This is a genomic window from Corynebacterium jeikeium (assembly GCF_000738175.1).
GTDB classification, from domain to species: Bacteria; Actinomycetota; Actinomycetes; order Mycobacteriales; family Mycobacteriaceae; genus Corynebacterium; species Corynebacterium jeikeium_C.
In genome coordinates this window covers 1-17,955 of the sequence record NZ_JFCH01000035.1, presented here as the reverse complement: position 1 = coordinate 17,955, position 17,955 = coordinate 1, and the positions used below count along the sequence as shown (strand labels likewise).

17 protein-coding genes are annotated in these 17,955 nt (G+C 63.8%); 13 read left to right on the top strand and 4 right to left on the bottom strand.

Translation table 11 applies throughout. From position 1 onward, the window contains the following. Positions 1 to 67 precede the first annotated feature (67 nt). On the top strand, positions 68 to 1,540 hold the full coding sequence (gene mqo / locus JQ46_RS06010) for a malate dehydrogenase (quinone) (RefSeq protein WP_080719509.1): 1,473 nt from the start codon (positions 68 to 70) through the stop codon (positions 1,538 to 1,540). Here mqo and JQ46_RS06005 read toward each other — a convergent pair. Next, positions 1,537 to 2,907, bottom strand: a complete 1,371-nt coding sequence (locus JQ46_RS06005) for a protein adenylyltransferase SelO family protein (protein WP_034986331.1) — start codon at positions 2,905 to 2,907, stop codon at positions 1,537 to 1,539. The genes mqo and JQ46_RS06005 overlap by 4 nt on opposite strands. Here JQ46_RS06005 and cobA point away from each other — a divergent pair. Beyond that, positions 2,906 to 3,637 (top strand): uroporphyrinogen-III C-methyltransferase, encoded by a 732-nt coding sequence (gene cobA, locus JQ46_RS06000; protein ID WP_005295208.1) that lies wholly within the window; start codon positions 2,906 to 2,908, stop codon positions 3,635 to 3,637. The genes JQ46_RS06005 and cobA overlap by 2 nt on opposite strands. Here cobA and yaaA read toward each other — a convergent pair. After that, entirely contained in the window at positions 3,634 to 4,359 is a 726-nt protein-coding gene (yaaA, locus tag JQ46_RS05995) for a peroxide stress protein YaaA (RefSeq protein WP_034986330.1), read from the bottom strand. The two genes, cobA and yaaA, sit on opposite strands and share 4 nt — an antisense overlap. A gap of 69 nt (positions 4,360 to 4,428) precedes the next feature. Between yaaA and JQ46_RS05990 the strand changes: the two genes are divergently transcribed. Beyond that, positions 4,429 to 6,219: a proline--tRNA ligase gene (locus JQ46_RS05990; RefSeq protein WP_034986329.1), complete on the top strand. Its 1,791-nt coding sequence runs from the start codon at positions 4,429 to 4,431 to the stop codon at positions 6,217 to 6,219. Here JQ46_RS05990 and JQ46_RS05985 read toward each other — a convergent pair. Beyond that, positions 6,185 to 7,108 carry a ferritin-like domain-containing protein gene (locus JQ46_RS05985; protein WP_237744746.1) on the bottom strand — a complete coding sequence of 308 codons (924 nt, stop codon included), beginning with the start codon at positions 7,106 to 7,108 and terminating at the stop codon, positions 6,185 to 6,187. The two genes, JQ46_RS05990 and JQ46_RS05985, sit on opposite strands and share 35 nt — an antisense overlap. A 48-nt stretch (positions 7,109 to 7,156) precedes the next feature. On the opposite strand from JQ46_RS05985, the gene rimP reads away from it, so the two are divergent. From rimP to JQ46_RS05950, 8 genes are all read left to right on the top strand, one after another. Beyond that, positions 7,157 to 7,732: a ribosome maturation factor RimP gene (gene rimP, locus JQ46_RS05980; RefSeq protein WP_034986327.1), complete on the top strand. Its 576-nt coding sequence runs from the start codon at positions 7,157 to 7,159 to the stop codon at positions 7,730 to 7,732. 9 nt (positions 7,733 to 7,741) lie between these two features. After that, a complete protein-coding gene (gene nusA / locus JQ46_RS05975; RefSeq protein WP_034986326.1) occupies positions 7,742 to 8,755 on the top strand; it encodes a transcription termination factor NusA in 1,014 nt (337 codons plus the stop codon). Positions 8,756 to 8,788: 33 nt separating this feature from the next. Continuing rightward, positions 8,789 to 9,133 carry a YlxR family protein gene (locus tag JQ46_RS11040; RefSeq protein WP_080719508.1) on the top strand — a complete coding sequence of 115 codons (345 nt, stop codon included), beginning with the start codon at positions 8,789 to 8,791 and terminating at the stop codon, positions 9,131 to 9,133. Positions 9,134 to 9,273: 140 nt separating this feature from the next. Continuing rightward, a complete protein-coding gene (gene infB, locus JQ46_RS05970; RefSeq protein ID WP_034986325.1) occupies positions 9,274 to 12,045 on the top strand; it encodes a translation initiation factor IF-2 in 2,772 nt (923 codons plus the stop codon). A 37-nt stretch (positions 12,046 to 12,082) separates the two neighbouring features. After that, positions 12,083 to 12,508 (top strand): 30S ribosome-binding factor RbfA, encoded by a 426-nt coding sequence (gene rbfA / locus JQ46_RS05965; protein ID WP_034986324.1) that lies wholly within the window; start codon positions 12,083 to 12,085, stop codon positions 12,506 to 12,508. Next, on the top strand, positions 12,508 to 13,821 hold the full coding sequence (locus tag JQ46_RS05960; RefSeq protein ID WP_034986323.1) for an MATE family efflux transporter: 1,314 nt from the start codon (positions 12,508 to 12,510) through the stop codon (positions 13,819 to 13,821). Before rbfA ends, JQ46_RS05960 begins: the two co-directional genes overlap by 1 nt. A 54-nt stretch (positions 13,822 to 13,875) precedes the next feature. Continuing rightward, positions 13,876 to 14,697, top strand: a complete 822-nt coding sequence (locus JQ46_RS05955; protein WP_034986322.1) for a metallophosphoesterase family protein — start codon at positions 13,876 to 13,878, stop codon at positions 14,695 to 14,697. Continuing rightward, complete coding sequence (locus JQ46_RS05950; protein ID WP_034986321.1) at positions 14,694 to 15,425, top strand: 4'-phosphopantetheinyl transferase family protein; 732 nt, start codon at positions 14,694 to 14,696, stop codon at positions 15,423 to 15,425. Before JQ46_RS05955 ends, JQ46_RS05950 begins: the two co-directional genes overlap by 4 nt. Here JQ46_RS05950 and truB read toward each other — a convergent pair. Further along, positions 15,422 to 16,348 (bottom strand): tRNA pseudouridine(55) synthase TruB, encoded by a 927-nt coding sequence (truB, locus tag JQ46_RS05945; protein ID WP_034986320.1) that lies wholly within the window; start codon positions 16,346 to 16,348, stop codon positions 15,422 to 15,424. The genes JQ46_RS05950 and truB overlap by 4 nt on opposite strands. A 30-nt stretch (positions 16,349 to 16,378) precedes the next feature. Between truB and JQ46_RS05940 the strand changes: the two genes are divergently transcribed. After that, complete coding sequence (locus tag JQ46_RS05940) at positions 16,379 to 17,359, top strand: bifunctional riboflavin kinase/FAD synthetase (protein ID WP_192817248.1); 981 nt, start codon at positions 16,379 to 16,381, stop codon at positions 17,357 to 17,359. A 119-nt stretch (positions 17,360 to 17,478) separates the two neighbouring features. Continuing rightward, positions 17,479 to 17,748, top strand: a complete 270-nt coding sequence (gene rpsO, locus JQ46_RS05935; RefSeq protein WP_005295163.1) for a 30S ribosomal protein S15 — start codon at positions 17,479 to 17,481, stop codon at positions 17,746 to 17,748. The last annotated feature ends 207 nt before the right edge of the window (positions 17,749 to 17,955 follow it).

Below are 17,955 nucleotides of genomic sequence, written 5' to 3'. Positions count from 1 at the left end.
ATAGGCGTAGAGTAAATATGACACAATAACGGTCTGACTTTTTCGCCTTTGAAGGAATGAATAGATAGTGGCACATAAAGATTCTGTGGACGTCGCACTAATTGGTGCGGGTGTTATCTCCACCACCCTGTCCGTCATGCTGAAGCAGCTGCAGCCGGACTGGAGCCAGGTGATCATCGAGCGTCTGGACACCCCTGGTGCGGAATCCTCCGACCCGTGGAACAACGCTGGTACCGGCCACTCCGCGCTGTGCGAGCTGAACTACACCCCCGAGGTCAACGGCAAGATCGACATTTCCAAGGCCGTCGGTGTGAACGAGAAGTTCCAGGTCTCCCGCCAGTTCTGGAGCTACCTGGTCGAGCAGAACGTGCTGGGCGACCCGTCCGAGTTCATCAACAAGGTTCCGCACGTCTCCTTCGCGCAGGGCATGGATCAGGTGGACTACCTGAAGGCTCGCTACGAGGCGCTGAAGGATCACCCGCTGTTCCCGAACATGCAGTACAGCGACTCTGACGAGAAGTTCGCCGAGTTCCTGCCGCTGATGGCCCGTGGCCGTGACTTCAACAACCCGGTTGCGATCTCCTGGTTCGACGCCGGCACCGACATTAACTACGGTGCGCTGACCCGCCAGTACTTGGACGCCGTCACGGCTCAGGGCGTGGAGGTTCGCTACGGCAACGAGGTCAAGAACATCAACCGCGACGGTTCCAAGTGGAAGGTCACCACCAAGAACCTGCACACCGGCGACACCTCCGTGATCACCGCGAACTTCGTCTTCGTCGGCGCCGGCGGTATGGCGCTGCCGTTGCTGCAGAAGGCCGGCATCCCGGAGATCAAGGGCTACGGCGGCTTCCCCGTATCTGGCCAGTGGCTGCGCTGCACCAACCCGGAGTTGGTGGAGCAGCACCAGGCCAAGGTCTACGGTAAGGCTTCCGTCGGCGCTCCGCCGATGTCCGTTCCGCACCTGGACACCCGCGTGATCGACGGCAAGAAGGGCCTGCTGTTCGGTCCGTACGCAGGCTGGACTCCGAAGTTCCTGAAGAAGGGCAGCTACCTGGATCTGTTCAAGTCCCTGCGCGTGGGCAACCTCCCGTCCTACCTGGGCGTGGGCGTGCAGGAGATGGGCCTGACCAAGTACCTGATCGAGGAGGTGCTGAAGGACCAGGCAGCCCGCGTGGAATCCCTGCGCGAGTACATGCCGGAGGCACGTGCCGAGGATTGGGAGCTGGTCACCGCCGGCCAGCGCGTGCAGGTCATCAAGCCGATCGGCGCGCCGAAGTTCGGCTCCCTGGAGTTCGGCACCGCGCTGATCAACTCCAACGACGGCACCATCGCCGGCCTGATGGGTGCTTCCCCGGGTGCTTCTATCGCTCCGTCCGCAATGCTGGAGGTAGTGGAGCGCTGCTTCGGCAACCGCATCGCCGACTGGGCACCGAAGCTGCGGGAGATGATTCCTTCCTACGGCACCCGCCTGTCCAAGGATGCCAACCTGTTCAACGAGCAGTGGGATCGCTCTCAAAAGGCCCTGAAGTTGGTCTAAGTACCGCAGTAGGTCGTAAACTCGGCTTCCTCGCGCGGCACCGCCGCATGGAGGCCGAGTTTTTTGTATTTGTCGTCCCATTCGAAGGGACTGCGAAGCGCCTCCAGAGCTAGCTTGTAGCGGCTAAAGTCACCAGCCTCGGCCTGCTCGAGCGCGACCTGCATGCCATGGTTGCGCGGTAGGTAGATGGGGTTGCGCGGGTGGGGGTCCTGCGCCGTCCAGCGCTCGGTCCACTCGGCGGCACCGGGGGTGGTTTCTAAGCCCTGGGGGATCTTGCCAGGGATCAAGTTCGCCAGCAGCGCGCTGTAGTCGGGAGCCGCGACCTGCAGCAGGTCAAGCAGCTGCTCGGCGCATTCCGAGGCTCCCAGCGCGGCGGTCATCTGTTCGTCCCACGCCGCGGCATATTGCGGCTGGAAGTGCTGCAAGCGCTCTGTAAATTTTTTGACGCCCTCATCCACCAGCGGCACGAGTGCCTCAGCTAGGCGCGCGAGGTTCCACATCATAATCGCGGGCTGCTGAGCGTATGCATAGCGGCCACGGGTGTCGATGGAGCTGTACACCGTGTTGGTGGCGAAGTAATCCATGAAGGCGCACGGGCCGAAGTCGATGGTCTCCCCGGAAATCGCGATGTTGTCGGTGTTCATCACCCCGTGGATAAAGCCGAAGCGCATCCAGCTGGCGACGAGTTCGGCTTGGCGGGAGACGGTGGCGTCAAAAAGATCGAGCGGCGACGTGCCTTCCGGAAAGTGGCGGGCGAGGGTGTAGTCGACGAGGCGTTCGGTGACCTGCGGGCCCATAAGCGCGGCGTATTGGAAGGTGCCGATGCGAATATGGGAACTGGCGACGCGCACACCAACCGCGCCCGGGTGGAAGTGGTTTCGCCGCACGGTTCGACCGGTGGAAAGGACCGCCAGCGAGCGGGCGGTGGGGATGCCCAGGGCGTGAAGGGACTCGGCGAAGGCGTACTCTTTGAGGGCGGAATCAAGGGGATAATGACCGTCGCCTTGACGGGAAAAGGGGGTACGACCAGAGCCCTTGGCGTGGATGTCCCATACCTTGCCCTGGGGATCCGTGTGCTCGGATAGCAACAGTGCGCGGCCGTCGCCCATGCGTGGGTTGAATTGGCCGAATTGGTGGCCGGCGTAGCCGAGTGCATGGCCTCCGTTCTGGCCGGTGAGGAAGGCGATTCCCTCAGGGCTGCGAAGCCACTGCGGATCCAGGCCAAGCTCGGCGGCGAGGGACTCGTTGAGCACGAGAATTTGCGGTTCTGGGAAGGCCTCCCCGGTGCAGGGGAGAGCGAGTTCCGGGAACTGTTCGGCGAACGTATTCATAGTGCTGCCCATTGTAGGGGTAGGCTGAATTGCCATGAGTGACACAGGGAAAGTGGTGCTGATCGGCGGCGGGCCGGGGGCATGGGACCTGATTACGGTGCGTGGAATGCGCGCGTTGCAGGCGGCCGACGTGATCCTGACCGACCACCTGGGCCCCGCTAGCGAGTTGGACAAGCTGTGCGACGTGGAGACCAAGGAAGTTATCGACGTGGCTAAGCTGCCATACTCCAGGCAGGTCAGCCAGGAAAAGACCAACGAGCTGCTGGTGGAGCACGCTCGGGCAGGAAAGACCGTTGCCCGGCTCAAGGGCGGGGACCCGTTCGTGTTCGGGCGCGGCTTCGAGGAGGTGCAGGCCTGCGCTGCAGCGGGCGTGGCTTGCGAGGTGATCCCGGGCGTCACTAGTGCCGTAAGCGTGCCCGCGGCCATAGGCGTACCTGTGACCCAGCGGGGTGTGGTGCATGCGTTTACCGTAGTCTCTGGCCACGTAGCGCCGGATCATTCGAGCAGCCTGGTGGACTGGCGCGCGCTGGCGGCCTCGGGGGCCACACTGTGCGTGATCATGGGTGTGCGGAACGTCGGCGCGATCGCCGCGGAGCTGCAGGCTGGGGGATTGGCCGCAGACACGCCGGCTGCCGTGATTCAGGAGGGCACCACTGACCAGCAGCGAGGATTCCGCTGTACTCTGGCCACTCTGGCCGAAACCTTTGAATCCAACGCGATCGGCTCGCCGGCGGTGTACGTGATCGGCGAGGTTGCGGGCCTCTAGACGACGAGAGTGAGTTCCGTGGAGTCTTGCTCCACGGTGAAACCGGCCGCGCGCGCGATATCGGCAACTTCGGCGGCATTGGTGCCGTTGGGATCCTGAGCCAGCGCGCGGGCAAGCAAGCCCTTGTAATGCTTGTTGAAGTGGCTGACGACCTTGCGACTGCCATCGGGCCGCACGGATTCAACCCGCACAGTTACCGCAGTCTTCAGCTTGCCGAGCTGCTGGTATGCCCCGGAACGCAAGTCCACCACCAGGCCGTGCTCCTGTTCTGCTTGTTGCAGTGCTTCGGTGATGGCGGAACCCCAGCGCTTCTTCATGGTGGTTCCGGGGGTGAGCTTGGTGCCGCCCGAAAGCCGGTAGTGGGGGATCGGATCCCCGCCCATGACCAGGCCATACAGAGCTGAACCGATGGCTAGGTGAGACGTGGTGGCGTCAGCAAGAGAAGTGACATCGAGCGCATCGTAGAGCACGCCCGTGTAACGGCGCAGGGCTGGCATTGTCGGGGCGGTGCGCAGGACCTGATTGGCCTCGACCTCGCCGCGCAGCTTCTCGGAAAGACCCAGGACCTGCATGGCGGCCTCCGGATCTTCGGTGCACAGGGCGACCAGATCGCGGGTGAGCTCCTCGCGGATCGGGTCGAGTTCCGGGAAGTGCAACGGTTCCCCGGCGGGCAGCGAGCCACCGGGAGCCTTGGTTTCGGACGGGGGAAGCACGATCAGCATTCCCACAGACTAGCTAAAACCCCTACCGAACGACACAAGTCAAAGGGGGAAAAGGTAAAGTCATGACTCATGATTACTCGGATGTCACAACTATTCTTGCGCACCCTGCGTGACGACCCCGCAGACGCAGAGGTGCCCAGCCACAAGCTGCTGGTACGTGCGGGATACATCCGCCGCGTTGCCCCCGGCGTGTACTCGTGGCTGCCGCTTGGCCTGCGCGTGCTGCGCAACGTCGAAAAGGTCGTACGCGAGGAGATGAACGCCATCGGCGCGCAGGAGATTTCCTTCCCCGCGCTGCTGCCGCGCGAGCCCTATGAGACGACCGGCCGCTGGGTCGAGTACGGTGACGCGCTGTTCCGCCTGAAGGACCGCAAGGACGCGGACTACCTGCTGGGGCCGACCCACGAGGAGATGTTCACTTCGGTTGTGAAGTCCGAATACAACTCCTACAAGGACTTCCCCGTAATCCTGTACCAGGTGCAGACGAAGTATCGCGACGAGGAACGCCCGCGCGCCGGCATCCTGCGCGGCCGCGAGTTCATCATGAAGGATTCCTACTCCTTTAATATGGACGACGAGGGGCTGGAGGAGTCCTACCAGCTGCACCGCAGGGCCTATCAGAACATCTTTGACCGCCTGGGCATCAAGTACGCGATCTGTTCTGCGACCTCTGGCGCTATGGGTGGCTCGGCATCCGAGGAGTTCCTGGCTGAGGCCGACACCGGCGAGGACACCTTCGTGCGCTCCACAGAGAGCGACTACGCAGCGAACGTCGAGGCGGTAGTGACGCAGGTCCCGCCGGCTCAGCCGATCGAGGGCCAGCCGGAGGCCAAGGAGTACGAGACCCCGGACAGCGAGACCATCGAGGCGCTGGTGGAGTGGGCCAACAACGAAGGCATCACCATCGACGGCCGTTCCGTGGAGGCAGCGGACACGCTGAAGTGCATCGTGATCAAGGTCAACGACCCGACGCTGGACGAGGAAGGCAAGCCGCGCGGCGAGTCCCTGGCCGGCGTGCTGGTTCCGGGCAATCGCGAGGTGGACATGAAGCGCCTCGAGGCGTCCATGGAGCCCGCGCAGGTGGAGCTCGCCGATGAGGCGGACTTTAAGAAGAACCCGTTCCTGGTCAAGGGGTACGTAGGCCCCAAGGGGTTGGCAGACAACGGAGTGCGCGTGCTGGCCGACCCGCGTGTGGTGGAAGGCACCTCCTGGATTACCGGCGCGGACGCGAAGAATCGCCACGTCGTGGGCCTGGTTGCAGGCCGCGACTTCACCCCGGACGGGTTCGTGGAGGCCGCCGAGGTGCTGGAGGGCGACCCGTCTCCGGACGGCAAGGGCACTCTGACGCTGGCTCGCGGCATCGAGATCGGCCACATCTTCCAGCTGGGCCGCAAGTACACCGAGGCCTTCGACGTGAAGATCCTGGACGAGTCCGGTAAGCGCTCCGTGCCGACGATGGGTTCCTACGGCGTGGGCGTTTCCCGTCTGGTGGGCGTGATTGCCGAGCAGATGCTGGACGATTCCGGGCTGCGCTGGCCCGCGTCCGTCGCGCCCTTCGACGTGCACGTGGTAATCGCCAACAAGGACGCAGCCGCGGGCGAAGCAGCAGCGGAACTGGTCGAAACGCTGTCCAACGACGGCCTGGAGGTCCTCTTCGACGACCGCCCGAAGGTTTCCCCGGGCGTGAAGTTCAAGGATTCCGAGCTGCTGGGCATGCCCCTGGTGGTCGTGGTTGGCCGTGGGTTCGCCGACGGCAAGGTGGAGCTGCGCAACCGCCTGACTGGCGAGACCTACGAGGTCGACTACGCGAATGCGCTGCCGGAGGCTAAGCGGGCTCTCCGCGAAGAGGTACGTCCTTAGGATCCTTACCCTGGAGCCGCTCCAGGGCGGCTTCGCCCCAGGCGTTGGCTGCTACCCAGTCGGCGGCGTAGACGACGGCCTGCTCGTTAGTGGCCAGCTCCGTGATGCGCCGAAGCTGGGTGGTGATGGGCTGCACAGCGGGGCGGAAGTACTCCACAGCATCCGACTTCTCGTCGGCTTTGCCCTGGGTGTAGCCGGGCTCGGGGGCGGGAACCTCCGAGCCCAGCTCCTCCAAGACCTCAGTCGTCAGGTCGCGCAGCACGCGCAGCTGATCGGCCAGGGATTGGATCCGCGAGCGAGCCTTGTCCTCTGGGCTCTTGGCCAGCGCGACGCCCGAGGCGTAGATCGCGCCGTAAGTCAGCGTCAACAAAGTACGAAACTCCGCTGCCACATCGACATCCGGATTAGAAAAGCCCTCGATGATCTCCGCTTTGACTTCGGCGGGGTGATCGGGGCGTTCGTTGTCGCCGGCCGCCTTGTATGCGGCGAAAAGTCCGGCGATGAGGGAGGCCTGCGCGCCCAGCCCGCCCGTGAGGGAGCGAGTGTAGGACTTGTCTAGGGACACAGCCTTCCTGGGCGCATTCTTGGTTTCGGAAACTCTTTCTGCGCAGCCCTCAGGTGCGTTGCCCTCGCTATCGGTGCCACACTGGCGCAGAGTTTCCTCCGTGACCAGATCGTATTGCTTGCCGAGGAGCTCGGACCATTTCTTCGCCCGCTTGGCCTCAAAATTTTTCTGGGCGCTACGCAATGCAGTGGCGAGCTCGATGAGCTGCTCGTTTGCTTGGGGCTCCTCGCCGAACTCGCAGGCGGATATCGCCAGGCCGGCGCCAAAAAGCGTGCCGGCACCCAGGAAGCGGCGGCGAGTGAGGAGGGGGCGAGAGCTGGTCATATTCATCAAGACTAGGAGTCTACTAGAAGTCCGCTGCTGCTAGACTGCATGGTCATGGCATTTCCAAACAAGGAGCAGCTCGAAGACTCGCTGCGCGGATTGGTAAAAGAGTTCGGGCTAGTGATCGAGGACATCAAGATCACGAAAGCCGGAGCGAAGTCCGCCATTAGGATCGCAGTAGATACCGCCGACCCCCGCGCCGAGCGCCCGGACCTGGACCAGTTGGAAGAACTGAGTCGCGAGGTTTCCAAGCATTTGGATGACGCCGAGGCAGCGGGGGAGATGAGCTTCGGAGCCGGATACACCCTGGAGTTGACGACTCCTGGCGTCGATTTCCCTCTCGTGGAGCAACGTCACTGGGTGCGCAACATCGGGCGCCTCGTTCGACTGGCCGACGGAGTGGAGCGCATCGCGCAAGTAGACGGCGACGATGTCGTTTTGATCACACCGGGCAAGAAACAGCCCAGCGTGCGCCGTGTGCGATTCGCAGATGTAGCTGGTGCGGTGGTAGAAGTGGAATTCTCACAGGCGCCCGCCGCCGAGGCAGATCTTGTCGGATTGGCTATTGACGCCTACGGGTTGCCCGATGCAGAAGATCAGCAGGATAGTCCCGCGGAAAACTAGGAGTAACAAGTGAATATTGATATGGCCGCACTGCGCGCAGTCGAAAAGCAGGAGTCGGTGGATTTCGACGATCTGCTGGAGGGGGTTAAGCGGGGGCTGCGCGAGGCATACCGGGCGAACAGTCAGTTCACCGGGCCGGTCGATGTGGATATCGACCCGATCAGCGGCGAAGTGACCATCTACCAGGTGGAAAAGGACGAAGAGGGGAACGTCACCGGACGCATCGACGACACTCCAAAAAATTTTGGACGCGATGGTGCGCTGGCCGTACGTGAAGCCATCCGTTACCGCATCAACTCCGCCCGTGTGCAGAACCGCTACGACGAGTACGCCGAGCTACGTTACCGCGTGGTCTCCGGCGTGGTTTCCGCCGATGCCCGCGCCAACGAGCGCGGTGTGACGATCGTGCACCTGGGTACCGAGGCGAACGGCCAAGACGGGCAGATCCTGCCCGCCGAGCACATCCCAGGTGAAGAGCTGGAGCACGGGATGCGCGTGAAGGCCTTCGTCACGGACGTGATCAACAACGCCAACCGGATGGTGCAGATCAACCTGTCTCGCACGCACCCGGAGCTGGTTAAGGGACTGTTTGCCCTGGAGGTTCCGGAGGTCGCCGATGGTTCCGTGGAGATCGTCTCCGTGGCGCGTGAGGCGGGACACCGCACCAAGATTGCCGTGCGCTCGACCGTCAAGGGGCTGAACGCCAAGGGAGCCTGCATCGGGCCGCGCGGCCAGCGAGTGTCTAACATTATGCAGGAGCTGGGCGGGGAGAAGATCGACATCATCGACTACTCCGACGATCCAGCGACGTTCGTCGGCAATGCGCTGTCGCCGTCGAAGGTCGTCAGTGTGAAAGTTACTGACCCGGAGATGCAGATCGCTCGCGCCGTCGTGCCGGACTATCAACTGAGCCTCGCCATCGGCCGCGAGGGGCAAAATGCCCGACTGGCCGCGCGCCTGACCGGGTGGAAGATCGACATTCGCTCGGAGACGGACGCCGCAGCGGAGGACACGCCCAGTTAACTGTTTCGGGGGTCGGCGCGATACACTGGACTGGTGGTATTCCATGAGTGTCCCACAAGCAAGCACATTCCGCTAAGGACGTGCATTGCAACGAAGCAGGTGATGGGAATAGATCGGCTGTTGCGTTGCGTTGTGCAGAAACGTGCGGAAGATGCCGAGGGTGAACTTCAGGTTGTCCCCGATCCGGGTCGGAAACTTCCCGGGCGAGGCGCGTGGATCACCCCCACAGTGGAGGCATGGGAAATCGCCGTGAAACGCAGGGCCTTTGGCCGTGCGTTGAGGGTATCCGCCAATGTGGATGCAGACCCTGTACGTGAATACATCGTCACACTGCCAGTGACAGTGACAAGTAAAGACGAGGAAGTTACGTCGACATGAAGAACAACCAGCCCTGATGAGCACGCGATGAAGCAGCATCAGCGATGAGTATCTACAAGTACGGGAGTCGTAAGTAGCCCGGCTGCAGGCGCACCTGCACGCTAGAGCGCACTACGGCTCCGCAAACATGAAGGAGAGTAGTGGCCGGAAAGCTACGCGTACACGAGTTGGCCAAGGAACTCGGAGTGACGAGCAAGGAGTTGCTCGCCACCCTGAAGGAACAAGGCGAGTTCGTTAAGACCGCTTCTTCGACGGTGCAGCCGCCCGTCGTAAAGAAGATGAAGAAGTACTACGGGGTGGGTGAAGAGTCTGCCAAGGAGGGTGCAGCTACCCCGAAGCCCGCAACGACGCCGGGGCCGAAGCCTGCCGCCAAGGCAGCTCCGAAGGCTGCCGCGAAGCCGGGTCCGAAGCCCGGCCCCAAGCCGGGTCCCCAGCCAGTGAAGAACACCAACCCGGTCGCGGGCGCTGGCACCCGTCCTACCTCCTCTGTGAAGCCAGGCGAGAAGCCAGCACCGAAGCCGGGCGCTAAGCCAGGCCCGAAGCCGGGCGGTGCAAAGCCGGGTCCGAAGCCTGGTAGTGCTAAGCCGGGGCCAAAGCCGGGAGCCAAGCCAGGTCCGAAGCCGGGCGCCAAGCCGGGTCCGAAGCCGGGCGGTCGCGCCCCGCGTGTGGCCAACAACCCGTTCTCCTCTGGCGCTCCGGCCGAGCGTCCTGCACCGCGTCCGCGCGGTGGGCAGGCTGGTCCGGGCGACATGCCGCGTCCGGGCAACCGCCCGGGTGGCGCCAAGAAGTCTGGCCCGAAGCCAGGAGCTAAGCAGGGCGGCGGCCGTCGTCCGTCGCCGGCTATGATGCCGAGCCACCCGAACCCGGCTCAGATGCCGTCGAAGTCCGACAACTTCGGTGGCGGCCGCGGTCGCGGTGGACGTCACGGCGGTCCCGGTGGCCCCGGTGGTCCGGGAGGCCCGCGCGGTGGACGCGGTGGGCGTCGCGGCGGCACCGCAGGTGCATTCGGCCGTCCGGGTGGCGCACCGCGTAAGGGGCGCAAGTCGAAGCGTCAGAAGCGCAACGAGTACGAGGCAATGCAGGCGCCAAGCGTCGTTGGCGGCGTGAAGCTGCCTAACGGCAAGGGCGCGAAGATTCGCCTTGCTCGTGGTGCATCCCTGATGGACTTCGCCGAGAAGATTGATGCGGATGCAGCAGCACTGGTCCAGGCACTGTTCAACCTGGGCGAGATGGTGACCGCAACCCAGTCGGTCTCCGACGAAACCCTGATGCTGCTCGGCGAGGAAATGGATTACAAGGTCGAGGTTGTCTCCCCAGAGGACGAGGACCGCGAGCTACTGGAATCCTTCGACCTGCAGTTCGGCGAGGACGAGGGCGAGGACGAGGACCTTGCACACCGTCCGCCGGTGGTTACCGTCATGGGTCACGTTGACCACGGTAAGACCCGCTTGCTGGATACGATCCGCAAGGCCAACGTCGGTTCCGGCGAGGCCGGCGGCATCACCCAGCACATCGGTGCTTACCAGGTCTCCGTGAACATGGAGGGCGAGGACCGCCTGGTCACCTTCCTGGATACCCCGGGCCACGAGGCGTTCACCGCCATGCGTGCCCGTGGTGCAAAGTCCACCGATATCGCGATCCTGGTGGTCGCTGCGGACGACGGCGTGATGCCGCAGACCGTGGAGGCAATCAACCACGCCAAGGCCGCTGACATTCCTGTCGTGGTTGCGGTGAACAAGATCGATAAGGAAGGCGCCCAGCCTGACAAGATCCGTGGCCAGCTGACAGAATACGGCCTCATTCCGGAGGAGTACGGCGGCGAGACGATGTTCGTGGACATCTCTGCAAAGCAGGGCACAAACATCGACCAGCTGCTGGAGTCCGTCCTGCTGACGGCCGATGCGTCGCTGGATCTGCGCGCTAACCCGGATATGGACGCTCAGGGTGTGGCCATTGAGGCGCACCTCGACCGCGGCCGTGGTCCGGTTGCCACGATCATCGTCCAGCGCGGTACCCTGCGCGTCGGTGATTCCATCGTTGTGGGTGACGCTTACGGCCGCGTGCGTCGCATGATCGACGAGCACGGCAACGACGTTAAGGAAGCCGGCCCGTCCCGCCCGGTTCAGGTGCTCGGCCTGACCAGCGTGTCCGGTGCTGGCGATAACCTGCTGGTTGTCGACGAGGATCGCACTGCGCGCCAGATCGCGGACCGCCGTGACGCCCGTCGCCGCAACGCGCTGGCTGCACGCAGTCGCAAGCGCGTTTCCCTGGAGGATCTGGACGCGGTGTTGAAGGAAACCAACACCCTGAACCTGATTCTGAAGGGCGACAACGCCGGTACCGTCGAGGCCCTGGAAGACGCGCTGCTGAAGATCGAGGTCGACGACGAAGTGGATCTGAACATCATCGACCGTGGCGTCGGTGCAGTGACGGAGACCAACGTCAACCTGGCAGCCGCCTCCGACGCGGTGATTATCGGCTTCAACGTCCGCGCCGAGGGCAAGGCTACCGAGGTGGCCAACGCCGAGGGCGTGGATATCCGCTACTACTCGATCATCTACAAGGCGATCGAGGAGGTAGAGGCAGCACTGAAGGGCATGCTGAAGCCGATCTACGAGGAGAAGGAGATCGGTACCGCGGAGATCCGCCAGATCTTCAAGGCATCCTCCGTAGGCCTTATTGCAGGTTGCAAGGTGGAGACCGGCAAGGTGCGCCGCAACGCTCAGGCGCGCCTGGTGCGCGACGGCAACGTCGTGGCGGAGAAGGCGACTATCGAGTCGCTGCGCCGCGAGAAGGACGATGTCACCGAGGTCTCCGCAGGCTACGAGTGCGGTATGGTGCTGTCGTACCCTGACATCCAGGTCGACGACATCATCGAGGTATTCGAGCTGGTTGAGGTGCCGCGCACCTAAACCGTTTAGTGTCCAAGGTCTTTAGAAGGAGAAGTTAATGGTTGATCACGCGCGTGCTGCGCGCATGGCCAAGCGTATTCAGCAGATTGTTGCCACGGCCATCGAGCGGCAGATTAAGGACCCGCGCCTGGAGTTCGTGACCATCACGGACGCGCGCGTTACCGGCGACCTCCACGACGCGACGGTGTTCTACACCGTGCGTGGTAAGACCGTGGATGCGGAACCGGATACGGATGCAGCGGAGGCAGCGCTGGCTAAGGCTACGGGACAGTTGCGCAAGATTGTCGGCGATCAGCTGAGCGTGCGTTTCACTCCGACGTTGAGCTTTAGCTTGGACACGGTGCCGGAGGCTTCCGCGCACTTCGAGGAGCTGCTGGCCCGGGCGAAGGCCCAGGACGAGGCGCTGCGTGCGCAGTCCGCGGGTGCCCGCCCGGCAGGCGACGAGGATCCGTACAAGTCGTAGTGACTGCCCACGCTTCTACCGGCCAGGCCGATGCCCGCACTATCTTGGGGTTGGCCTGGCCGGCTCTCGTTGTATTGGCGGCCACGCCGCTGTATCTGTTGCTGGACACGGCGGTCGTTGGCCGCCTGGGTGCGGCTGATCTGGCCGCGCTGGCTGCGGGCGCGACGGTGTTGGGTACCGTCACCACCCAACTGACGTTCCTTTCCTATGGCACGACTGCCCGCGCCGCGCGGCACTATGGCGCCGGCCGCCGTTCCGATGCGATCTACGAGGGCGTGCAGGCGACGTGGGTTGCCCTGGCCGTGGGTGCGCTGTTGGCCGGCGTTGTTCTCGTCTTCGCCCCGGCGATTATGGGCTTCTTTTCTGGTGACGCCACCGTCGTCTCCGAGGCCACGAAGTGGATGCGGGTGACGTGCGCGTCGATCATCCCGGCACTGTGCACCATGGCGGGCAATGGTTGGCTGCGGGGAATGTCTAACACGAAGCTGCCGTTGTGGTTCACCTTGGCTGGGGTGATTCCTATGGCGGTTATAGTCCCGCTGGCAGTCAGGCGCTACGGGCTGGTCGGCTCGGCGTATGCCAACGTGCTGGGTGAGGTGATCATCGCCGCCTGCTTCCTCGGGGCGCTGGTCTTGTACTGGCGCGCGGAGGGGGACGGAAAGTCCCTGGCTCCGAACTGGCCGGTGATTAAGTCGCAGCTGGTGATGGGGCGGGACCTGATCCTGCGCAGCCTGAGCTTCCAGGTGGCCTTCATTTCTGCGGCAGCGGTCGCCGGGCGCATGGGGCCGGCTCCGCTGGCCGCCCACCAGGTGCTGCTGCAGCTGTGGAATTTCCTGACGTTGGTGCTGGATTCCGTAGCCATTGCAGCCCAGGCGCTGGTAGGGGCGGCTTTGGGCGCGGGGTCGGCTGCGACGGCCCGCAAGGTCGGCGTGTCCGTGCTGCGCTTCTCCGTCGGCGCCAGCCTGGTGCTCGCGGCGGGGCTGGCTGCGGGAGCCCACTTCATCCCGCGCATCTTCACAGCGGATGCCGACGTGCTGGCCACGATCGGCGGCCCATGGTGGCTATTGGTGCTCCTGGTGCTGGCCGGGGGCGTGGTTTTCGCCCTGGATGGCGTGCTGCTCGGGGCGGCGGACGCGGCCTTCCTGCGCACCGCCACGATTGTCTCTGTGCTGGCCGGGTTTATTCCGCTGGTGTGGCTTTCCTGGATCTTTGGCTGGGGTTTGGTTGGCATCTGGTGGGGCCTCTTTAGCTTCATCCTGATTCGCCTGGCCTTCGTGACTTGGCGCTTCGCCGGTGATAAATGGGTTAGCTAGTGTTAAACTTGGTAACCGTTGTGACCTGATTGCGAGAGGGGAGGGGAGCGCCCGATGTCCCGAACCTTATGGGCCGTCAGCGACCTGCACGTGCGCGCCCCTGGCAATCTGGATCTTGTCCGCGAGCACGTCCGGCCTGCTAGCGCGGGCGACTGGCTCATCATCGCCGGGGACATTGCAGAGGACCTGCCCACCATCGAGCGCACCCTGGGGCTGCTGCAGAGCCGCTTCGCCCAGGTCATCTACGCGCCCGGTAACCACGAGCTTTATAGCCGCACCAGCGATACCACCCACGGCCGGGCGAAGTACGATGCCGTGATCGCGGTCGCCCAGCGCCTCGGCGTGCTCACCCCGGAGGATCCCTTCCCGATGTTCGCGGGGCACACTGTGGTGCCGCTGTTTACTCTCTACGATCACTCGTGGCGCGACCCCACAATGACGCCCACTGCAGCGCTGGCGGCAGCCCGCGACAAAGGCATCGTGTTGATGGACGACCTGGCGATTGCGCCGTATGAGGATGTGATTCTGTGGTGCCGTGAGCGGCTGCGCTACTCCGTGCGCCGGCTGGCGTCTGTGGAGGGGCCGACCATTCTGGTGAACCACTGGCCGCTGGCGCGGGAGGCAATGGCTAACGTCCGGCACCAGGAGATCGGCCTGTGGTCGGGAACGCGGCACACACAGGAGTGGCCAGAGCGCTACCGGGCGAGTGCCGTGATTTATGGCCATTTGCACATTCCGGTAGAATTTTCGCTCGGCAATGTAACGCACGCGGAAGTCTCACTCGGTTACCCGAGGGAGAGGAAGGTCAGCCTTCCGCCCCGCTTGGAGAAGAATTTGTGGCCCTACCCAGTACTCGTCGAGGAGGTGACAGCATGAGGCACAACGGAACGCTCGCAACGGCGCCAGGGAAGCTGGCGATCGTGGAGACTTTCGGCGCACAGCAGCCGACCATTCCGTGCGGATTGCTGCCCCAGGGTACGGCCTGTGCAGAGCTGCACAGCATTCAGGGGGACCTGAGCCAGTTCAACGCACTCCCGGCAGAGGAGCAGGCTCTGGTGGATGGGGCAGTGGACCGGCGTAAGGCCGACTTCGGCGATTCGCGCTGGTGTGCGCACCAGGCTCTGAAGAACTTCATGGACGCACACCCGCCGATCCTGCGCGGGTCGCGCGGGATGCCGCTGTTCCCGCAGGGGATCTCCGGATCCTTGACCCACACCGACGGTTTCCGTGCGGCACTGTTGGCGCCAACCGACCGCTGGGCGTCCGTCGGCATCGACGTGGAGGTGGCTCGCCCGCTGCCGGAAGGCGTGTTTAACACGATCGCCAACTTGGGTGAGCAACGCCGCATCCACAAGGCAATGCGCTCCGAGGACCTGCAGCTGCTGGATACCGTGCTGTTCAGCGCTAAGGAAGCCACCTACAAGACGTGGTTCCCGTTGACGCACCGCTTCCTGGACTTCGACCAGGCCGACATCGACCTGCGCCCCGACGGCACGTTTACCTCGTACCTGTTGGCGCGCCCGGTGCCGGTGCCGTTCATTCAGGGGCGCTGGACCATCCGCAACGGATACGTGATCACCGCCGCGGCCGTTCCGGCTCGCTAGTCCATTCCCGCCGGGCGGGCGACGAACACGCTGGAAGCGCGCTTGCCTTTCTCCTCGATCAGCGCGATGGCCTGCCCGGACGGCGTGATCGCCGCACGTACACCCTGGTTGCCGACGGGTTCCAGCCACTTGCCGAGGGAAAGGTCTACTCCCTCCGACTCGCTGATCTCGCGGGTCTCGAAGCAGCGCACCATCGCCTCGTCCAAGGTGAGTGTCAGGCTCGGATCCTCCTCGAGCTGCTCCAGCGTGCGTGCTTCGGAGACATCGAAGGGACCCACCGCAGTGCGGCGGAGCTGTGTCAGGTGTCCGCCCACACCCAAAGCCTCGCCGACGTCCCGGGCAATCGCCCGGATGTAGGTACCGCTGGAACAGTGCACGGAAATGCGGGCGTCGATGCACGAGGTGGCGTCATCCACAACAACATCGAGAACCTCCAGAGAAAAGATCGTGACGGGGCGCTCGGGCAGCACAACGTCGTGGCCTTCGCGGACGAGCTCGTGGGCGCGCTTGCCGTCGATCTTGATGGAGGAAACCGAGGTCGGGCGCTGCATGATGTCGCCCCGTTGTGCGGCGAAAGCCTCGCGGACCTGCTGTTCGGTAAGCGCCTGCAGGTCTTGGGGAGAGGCGGTGGAAAGCACATCGCCCTGTGCATCGTCGGTGTGGGTGGCGGAGCCCAAACGAACGGTGGCCTCGTAGCGCTTGTCGTGCGCGACGACGTGGGCCAGGAACTTTGTTCCTCTTTCGACGCCCACAACCAGCAGCCCGGTGGCCATCGGATCGAGGGTGCCCGAATGGCCGACCCGGCGCGTACCCATGATCCGGCGGAGCTTGGCCACCATGTCGTGCGAGGTGGGGCCGGAGGGCTTGTCCACGAGGACGACCCCGGAGCGGCTCAGGACGGAACGGGCACTGCGTTGGTTCATACCCACAGACTATCGACTAGCATGCAACGTGTGAGTATCTGGTACGGACTGGACAGAATTCCCGAGCACCTGGCAGCCGGCGGCACCGTCGTCACCATCGGCGTGTTCGACGGCGTGCATCGCGGGCACCAAGAATTGCTGCAGCGGGCGGTGGAGCTGGCGCGCGAACGGGGCGTGCCGAGTGTGATGTTCACCTTCGACCCGCACCCGACCGTCGTCTTTAAGCCGGAGGCGGTGCCGCCGCTGCTGTCGAGCGTGCGCCGTCGCGCGGAGCTGGCGCACGAGTACGGCATTGACCACGTGGTGGTCGTTTCCTTTACCAAGGAGATCGCCAGCTGGTCGCCGGAGGAATACGTGGACCAGGTGCTGGTCAAGATGCTGAATGCCAAGGCCGTGGTGGTGGGGGATAACTTCACCTTCGGCCACAAGGCGGCGGGCACGCCCGAGACGCTGCGCGAGTTGGGCGAGGCGCGTGGCATGCGGGTGGACGTACTGGAGCTGCTGGAAGACGGCGACCACGTGGTCTGCTCTACGTGGATCCGCCGGGCCCTGGCCGAGGGCAACGTGGACGGCGCGAACGAGGCGCTGGGTCGGCACTTCCGAGTAGCCGGGGAAGTAACCCACGGTGCTGGCCGCGGCGGCAGGGCGCTGGGATTCCCCACGGCCAACCTGTACTTCGCCGAGAAGTTCGCACTGCCCGCTGACGGCGTTTACGCAGGCTACGTGACGATCCTGCCGGGGCATGGGATCTCCACCGGGGCGACCATTGGCACCATGCCGGTGGGCGAGCGGCTGCCGGCCGCGATCTCCGTTGGTACCAACCCCACCTTCGGCCACGAGCCACGCAGCGTGGAGAGCTTCATCCTGGACCACGATGCCGACCTATACGGCCTGGACATCGCGGTGGAGTTCGTACACCACCTGCGGGGAATGGAAACCTACAACTCGCTAGACGAGCTGATCGAGGCTATCGGCCAGGACGTAACCGAAACCCGCAAGGCGCTGGGCTAAGCGTTTTGGGAACTGGGGCATGGGCGTGCTAGACTCCCCAGGTCTAGCGACTGTGGTCTGCGGTAGTCGCTGGTTAAACCTTTCGCGCGGACTGAAATAACTATCAAGGAGATTCATCCATGGCACTGTCCAAGGAACAGAAGACCGAGACTCTCAAGGAGTTCGGCCTGCACGAGACCGACACGGGCTCCCCGGAGGCTCAGATTGCACTGCTGACCGTTCGCATCCGTCAGCTGACCGAGCACCTGAAGTACCACAAGCACGACCACCACTCCCGCCGTGGCCTGCTGCTGCTGGTTGGTCGCCGCAAGGGCCTGCTGAAGTACCTGGCCGAGAACAACGTTGACCGTTACCGCTCCCTGATCGAGCGCCTGGGTCTGCGTCGCTAAAGCTTTAAATCAAACGCCCGCCACCTCTCAAAATGAACTGCTCCCCATTAGTTGGACTGAGAAATCAGTTACCGACTAGTGGGGAGTAGTTTTCATTGAGAGCACGAAGTTCGCTGAGTGAGCATCAGCGTGAGCAGCTGGTGGAGTGTTTCGAGCAAGGCATGGGCTGTGCTGCCGCTGCCAATGCTCTTGGTGTCTCCAAATACG